This is a genomic window from Pseudomonas sp., from assembly GCF_026224925.1.
GTDB lineage: Bacteria > Pseudomonadota > Gammaproteobacteria > Pseudomonadales > Pseudomonadaceae > Aquipseudomonas.
This window is the reverse complement of the sequence record NZ_JAMFRV010000039.1, coordinates 1-5955: the sequence shown is the minus strand read 5'-3', so window position 1 is coordinate 5955 and position 5955 is coordinate 1. Positions and strand designations below refer to the sequence as shown.

Sequence of the window (5955 nt, the reverse complement as noted above, 5' to 3'; positions counted from 1 at the left end):
TTTATGACATATCTGTAGGAGCAATGCGTTCTCAGGGCTTAAACACCAAAGCTGCCGGCGTATCAACGTCCCACAGCACGCCGGGATCATCGACCTTGATCTCCCGCACCAACCCCGGCTGAAACAACCGCTTGGCGCCCCGCTCGCCTGACAATGCCATTAACGCAAAGCCAAACCTGCGACCGAAGGCCACGGGATGGCCGAACACGGTACCGCTGACCGGGACGCTGATCATTGCGTCATCCAGGGATTCAATCATCCGCGCTAGCGTTTCAGGCAGGATAAACGGCATGTCGCCGAGTACCACCAGCCAACCGCGATGATCAGGCTGAGCCGAAACCGCCGCAGCGATGCTGTCACCCATCCCCTCTGAGTCCAGCAACTCTATCTCACACCCATAACGCCGGCCCAACGCGATCACCTCGAAGCGATCAGGCCGGGTCAGCAAAACAATGTTATCCACAGGCGCTTTATCGGTCGCGGCCTGAAGATTGACCAACACCTGCTCAAGCACCGGACGCAGCACCCCGTCGCACCCGAGGCAAGGCGCTAACAGCTTGTCTTGATCCGCACCGGCGATTTCCCGGTAGCGACGACCCTGTCCGGCAGCCAGGATTACCGCACACACGGTCGTACTCAATGCTCGGTCTCGGCCATCAGTGGTTTCTTCTGCTTCAAGGCAATGCCGTTCTTGATGGTCACGATTTCAGCCATCAGCGACAAAGCGATTTCTGCCGGGGTGTGACTGCCAATGTGCAAACCAATCGGCCCATGCAGACGCTCAATGGACTCGGCATCCAAGCCCAACAGCGCCAGGTTTTCTCGACGCTTCTGGCTGTTGACCCGCGATCCCAACGCGCCAATATAGAACGCCTTGGAGCTTAAGGCGGTCAGCAACGCCATGTCATCCAGACGCGGGTCATGGGTCAACGCGACGATGGCCGTGCGCTCATCTGTTTCGATGGTAAGTACCGCATCGTCCGGCATACCGGGCACAAAACGCGCTTTCTGGTCCTCCCAGCCGTAGGCGAACTCTTTGCGCGGATCACAGATCAGCACCTCAAAGTCCAGCAAGTGAGCCATCTCAGCCACGTAACGCGACAACTGCCCGGCGCCGATCAACAGTAAACGCCAGCGCGGGCCATAGATCGTGCGCAAGGTTTTCCCGTCGAAGCTGACCTGATCACCCCGGCTGGCTGAATGCAAGCTAACTGCGCCGGACTTTAAATCAAGCTCTCGGGCCACCAACTGGTGATCTTCGCAGCGCTGCAACAAGTCAGCGACCCACTGCTCATCGCCGACCCATTCTTCAGTCAGGCGTAAGGTGCCGCCACACGGCAAACCGAAACGCGCAGCCTCATCACGGGTCACGCCGTAGGTCACCAATTGCACTTCATCGCTGGCCTGCAAACGACCGTCCTGCAACCTTGAAATCAAGTCGTCTTCAATGCACCCACCGGATACCGAGCCAATCACCATGCCGTCTTCGCGCAGCGCCAACATCGCGCCAGGCGGCCGGGGCGCACTGCCCCAGGTTTGCACCACGCTGTACAGCACCACGCGCTGACCGGCACGCCGCCAGTCGAGCACGCTGCGCAAGACATTCAGATCAACGCTATCCATCAATTGTCGCCTTTTTCGATTTGCCAGCCGTTGAACGGGTACCGAATCGGCAGAATAAACCTAAAAACCCGGCCGAATCTCAATAAAGGTTCGGCTCCATTTCGAGTTTGACGCGATAGCGTTGTTCAATATCAATTTGAATGCGTTGCGCAAGGTCGAGCAATTGCAGACCAGTGGCAGTGCCGTAGTTGACCAGCACCAGCGATTGCAAGCGATGCACGCCAGCATCAGCGTCGCGATAACCTTTCCAGCCAGCTTGCTCGATCAACCAACCGGCGGCCAACTTTACCTGGCCGTCAGCCTGTGGATAACCGACCAAGCCTGGGTGTTCGCGCTTCAACTCGGCGGCTAACGAAGCCACCACCAGTGGATTTTTGAAGAAGCTGCCAGCATTGCCCAGCACGGCCGGGTCAGGCAATTTTTCACTGCGAATCGCACAGATTGCCAAGCTGACATCCTTGGGCGTTGGCTGGCTGATGCCTTGTTCATCCAGGCGCTGTCGCACCGGGCCGTATTCAAGGTGCAAGTGTGCGGCACGGCTAAGCACCAACCTTACCCGCAAAATCAACCAACGCCCCGGCTGCTGCTTGAACACGCTGTCGCGATAGGCGAAAGCGCAATCGCTGAGGGTAAACTCACGCAATTCGCCGGTCTGCCGATCAAGCGCAGTGAGGCTGTGGAAAACATCCTTGATCTCGACCCCATACGCACCAATGTTTTGCATAGGCGCGGCGCCGACTGTACCGGGAATCAAACTGAGGTTTTCCAGCCCGGACAGGCCCTGTTCAAGGGTCGACAGCACAAAGGCGTGCCAGCCCTCCCCGGCTTCAGCCTCAATAATGACGCGCTCGCCATCGTCGCTGATAATCCGTATGCCACGGCTGACCATGCGCAGCACTAAAGCCTGGATATCGGTTGTCAGCAGCAGATTGCTGCCGCCACCGATTACCAGCAACGGCAATGCGTGCTCGGCTGAATACGCCAGCGCCTGCCGAATATCATAGTCGTCATGGGCTTCAGCGAAGGCCTTGGCCTGCACCTCCACGCCGAAGGTATTGAACGGTTTGAGGGAAACCCCGGCGCGCACGTGCAACGTCATCAAACCTCCAGCAAGCGTCGCACGCGCTCAAGGTCTTCAGCGGTATCGACACCGGCAGGCAGCACTTCAAGTGCATCGGCAACGTGAATCCGTACGCCGTGCCACAAAGCACGCAGTTGTTCCAGGCTTTCGGTGTCTTCCAACCAGCAAGGGCCCCAACTGACAAAGTCGTGCAAGAAGCCGGCATGATAGGCATAGATCCCGATATGTCGGCGATACGGCACGCCAGCAGGCAACTGCTCGCGATCCTTGGCCAAGGCGTCACGCGCCCACGGTAACGGCGCACGACTGAAGGTCAGGGCCAAGCCATTAATGTCGGCGACGACCTTCACCACGTTCGGGTTAAACAAGGCCGTCATGTCTTCGAGCGGTTCGGCCAGGGTCGACATCCGCGCTTCGGGGTGGGCTGCAAGGTTGGCCGCAACCTGATCGATCACCGCAGGCGGGATCATTGGCTCGTCGCCTTGCACATTGACCACGATGGCGTCATCGGCCAGGCCCAATTGGCTCGCGACTTCAGCCAAGCGGTCGGTCCCGGAATTATGATCGTCACGGGTCAGCAGCACTTCAGCACCGAAACCTCGGCACGCCTCGACGATGCGCGGATCATCGGTTGCTACCACTACGCGCTCAGCGCTGCTCTTACACGCCTGTTCCCAGACGTGCTGGATCATCGGCTTGCCGGCAATCAATTTCAGCGGCTTACCGGGAAAACGACTCGAGCCGTAACGCGCCGGAATCACAACGGTGAACACTGCGCTCATTTATCCAGACGCTCATCGGTGGTCAGAGTCCGCGCTTCGCTTTCCAGCATCACCGGGATGCCATCGCGAATCGGATAAGCCAGGCCTGCACCTTTGCTGATCAGTTCGGTTTTGTCAGCACTGAGCTTGAGCGGCCCTTTGCAGATTGGGCAAGCGAGGATATCGAGTAACTTGGTGTCCATAAGATGTCCTGGGGGTGTTGCTGTTATGGAAAAGGGTTCAAAGAGGGCAACAGGCGCTGCAATTGCAAATCGAACCAGTCAATGAATGCTGCCGAAGGCTCTGCATCCACCGCCAGGTACCACCAGTCATCAGCGGCGAAGGCCCGGCATTTCACGGCATCCTTCTCGGTCATGATCAGCGGCAACGCCGGGGTAAAATTTAATAGCTGAGCGCTGTAGGGCGCATGGTCAGCGAACGCGTGAGGCACTGGACGCCAGTGTAGCCCTTCAAGGGTATTGAAGAAACGTTGCGGATTGCCGATGCCAGCCACCGCATGCAACGCCTGCCCGGCGGGGAAATGGCTCAACGATTGCCGCTCGCCACTGCGCAGGTTCACCAGGGTGGTGGGCGTGAGTACAAAACCGAAACCGTCTTCACGGTCTTCTGCGGTGCCGTTATAAAGCAGCGCATCAACACTGCTCAAGCGCTCCACCGGCTCACGCAACGGGCCCGCAGGTAAACAACGCCGATTGCCCAAACCGCGCGCGGCGTCGATCAGTACCAGTTCCAGATCCCGAGCGAGGCGGTAATGCTGCAAGCCGTCGTCGGACAGAATCAGGTCCAGCGGTTCGGCATCCAGCAACGTACGCACCGCACGGCTGCGATCAGGGTCAATCATCAGCGCAACGCCACTGCGCTGCACAATTAGCAACGGCTCATCGCCGGCGATCCTGGGGCTTTGGTCGGCCTTGACTCGCCACGGCAAGCTCGGCGGTTTGGCCCCGTAACCACGGCTGACCACCCCAACCCGCAGGCCACGGCGGCGACAGTGTTCAATCATCCAGAGGATCATCGGTGTCTTGCCAGTGCCGCCGACCGTGATGTTACCCACCACAACGACTGGCACGGGCGCTGTATAGATATCGCCCTCACCGGCCAGAAACCGTGCGCGCTTGCCATTGACCACCCGGCGATACAGCGATTCCAGCGGGCGCAACAGCCCCAGCGCAGGATGGCCGGTGTACCAGGCGTCGAGTAAACGATCGGTCAGGGCCATCAGTTAGCCGTTGGCGCCTCGACCGTGGTCATGCGCAGGTGGCTGAAACCCAGCTTGCCCGCCGCGTCCATGGCCGTGATCACCGCTTGGTGAGGGGTTTTGCCGTCAGCACTGATGGAGAGCGGCAAACTGGTATCGCCTGACGATTCCTTTTGCAGCGCCTCGATCAGCGACGGCAGATCATTTTTCGGCAACAATTGGTTATTCAGCGAATACACACCGTCCGCACTGATGGCGATATCCAGGTGTTTCAGCTCGGAATTCTCTTCCGGGGTGCCGGTCACCGCTTGCGGCAGATCAATACGGAGCTGGGTTTCCCTGGTAAACGTCGTCGTGACCACAAAAAACAACAGCAGAATAAATACCACATCGATCAGCGAAACGAGGTTGATGTCGATGTTTTCCCGCGGCCTGCGGCGGCGAAACTTCACTTCTTCTTGCTCACAGGCTTATCTTCAGCCAGATCAACGTCACGGTCACCCTGTACCACCTCAACCAACTTGATCGCTTCCTGCTCCATGCCCACCACCAGCTCATCGACGCGGCTTTGCAGGAAGCGATGGAAGAAGATCGCCGGTATCCCAACCATTAGGCCCGAAGCGGTACAGATCAGGGCTTTGGAAATACCACCGGCAAGAATCGCGGCATTGGTGGTCATCCCGGAGTTCATGAACGAGCCAAAGATGTCGATCATCCCCAGTACGGTGCCGAGCAAGCCAAGCAGCGGCGCCATGGCGGCGATAGTGCCCAGTGCACTCAGGTAGCGTTCGAGTTCATGAATGACCCGTGCCGCAGCCTCTTCGATGCACTCTTTCATTATCTCCCGACCGTGCCGAGAGTTGGCCAGACCGGCAGCGAGGATTTCTCCCAGTGGTGAGTCGGCGCGCAGTTCCCGGAGTTTTTCCTTGTTCAGTTGTTTGTCTTTGATCCAGCGCCAAACCTGACCGAGCAGGTGCGGCGGGGTGATCCGGCTGGCGCGCAAGGTCCACAGTCGCTCGATGATGATCGCGACGGCAACGATGGAACTCAGAATGATCGGCAGCATCATCCAGCCGCCTGACTTGACCAGTTCCCACACAGTAGCGACCCCTTGAAAAAAGTGGCGCCACTCTAACATAGGGGCGCCCGCGCGCCGAACCCCGCGATGAATAACCGCCTGGGTCAATCACGCCAGAAGCGCCGCTGATTGCGCAGCCCTTCGGCCGGTAGGAAGCGGCCCAGGTGCAGACGGATGGCACCGTGTTCTGCGC

At 58.8% G+C, this 5955-nt stretch carries 8 protein-coding genes; all 8 read right to left on the bottom strand.

The features are described from left to right. Positions 1-31 precede the first annotated feature (31 nt). Positions 32-640 (bottom strand): nucleotidyltransferase family protein, encoded by a 609-nt coding sequence (locus M0974_RS01835; protein WP_297831927.1) that lies wholly within the window; start codon positions 638-640, stop codon positions 32-34. Continuing rightward, positions 637-1623: an XdhC family protein gene (locus M0974_RS01830; protein ID WP_297831924.1), complete on the bottom strand. Its 987-nt coding sequence runs from the start codon at positions 1621-1623 to the stop codon at positions 637-639. The genes M0974_RS01835 and M0974_RS01830 overlap by 4 nt, the downstream gene beginning before the upstream one ends. Before the next feature lie 79 nt (positions 1624-1702). Then, on the bottom strand, positions 1703-2722 hold the full coding sequence (gene murB / locus M0974_RS01825) for a UDP-N-acetylmuramate dehydrogenase (protein ID WP_297831921.1): 1020 nt from the start codon (positions 2720-2722) through the stop codon (positions 1703-1705). Then, positions 2722-3486, bottom strand: coding sequence for a 3-deoxy-manno-octulosonate cytidylyltransferase (gene kdsB / locus M0974_RS01820; RefSeq protein WP_297831918.1), 765 nt, complete (start codon positions 3484-3486; stop codon positions 2722-2724). The genes murB and kdsB overlap by 1 nt, the downstream gene beginning before the upstream one ends. Continuing rightward, the gene (locus M0974_RS01815; RefSeq protein WP_003174668.1) at positions 3483-3668 is read right to left on the bottom strand and encodes a Trm112 family protein; all 186 of its coding nucleotides are present in this window, start codon (positions 3666-3668) and stop codon (positions 3483-3485) included. Before M0974_RS01815 ends, kdsB begins: the two co-directional genes overlap by 4 nt. 23 nt (positions 3669-3691) lie before the next feature. Continuing rightward, positions 3692-4705: a tetraacyldisaccharide 4'-kinase gene (gene lpxK / locus M0974_RS01810; protein WP_297831914.1), complete on the bottom strand. Its 1014-nt coding sequence runs from the start codon at positions 4703-4705 to the stop codon at positions 3692-3694. Further along, on the bottom strand, positions 4705-5136 hold the full coding sequence (locus M0974_RS01805; RefSeq protein WP_297831912.1) for a biopolymer transporter ExbD: 432 nt from the start codon (positions 5134-5136) through the stop codon (positions 4705-4707). The genes lpxK and M0974_RS01805 overlap by 1 nt, the downstream gene beginning before the upstream one ends. Continuing rightward, positions 5133-5783, bottom strand: coding sequence for a MotA/TolQ/ExbB proton channel family protein (locus tag M0974_RS01800; protein WP_297831930.1), 651 nt, complete (start codon positions 5781-5783; stop codon positions 5133-5135). Before M0974_RS01800 ends, M0974_RS01805 begins: the two co-directional genes overlap by 4 nt. Positions 5784-5955: the final 172 nt, after the last annotated feature.

Coding starts and splice junctions, on each gene's coding strand:
- M0974_RS01830 (WP_297831924.1), bottom strand. CDS start 1,623: ATGGATAGCGTTGATCTGAATGTCTTGCGCAGCGTGCTCGACTGGCGG.
- murB (WP_297831921.1), bottom strand. CDS start 2,722: ATGACGTTGCACGTGCGCGCCGGGGTTTCCCTCAAACCGTTCAATACC.
- M0974_RS01815 (WP_003174668.1), bottom strand. CDS start 3,668: ATGGACACCAAGTTACTCGATATCCTCGCTTGCCCAATCTGCAAAGGG.
- lpxK (WP_297831914.1), bottom strand. CDS start 4,705: ATGGCCCTGACCGATCGTTTACTCGACGCCTGGTACACCGGCCATCCT.
- kdsB (WP_297831918.1), bottom strand. CDS start 3,486: ATGAGCGCAGTGTTCACCGTTGTGATTCCGGCGCGTTACGGCTCGAGT.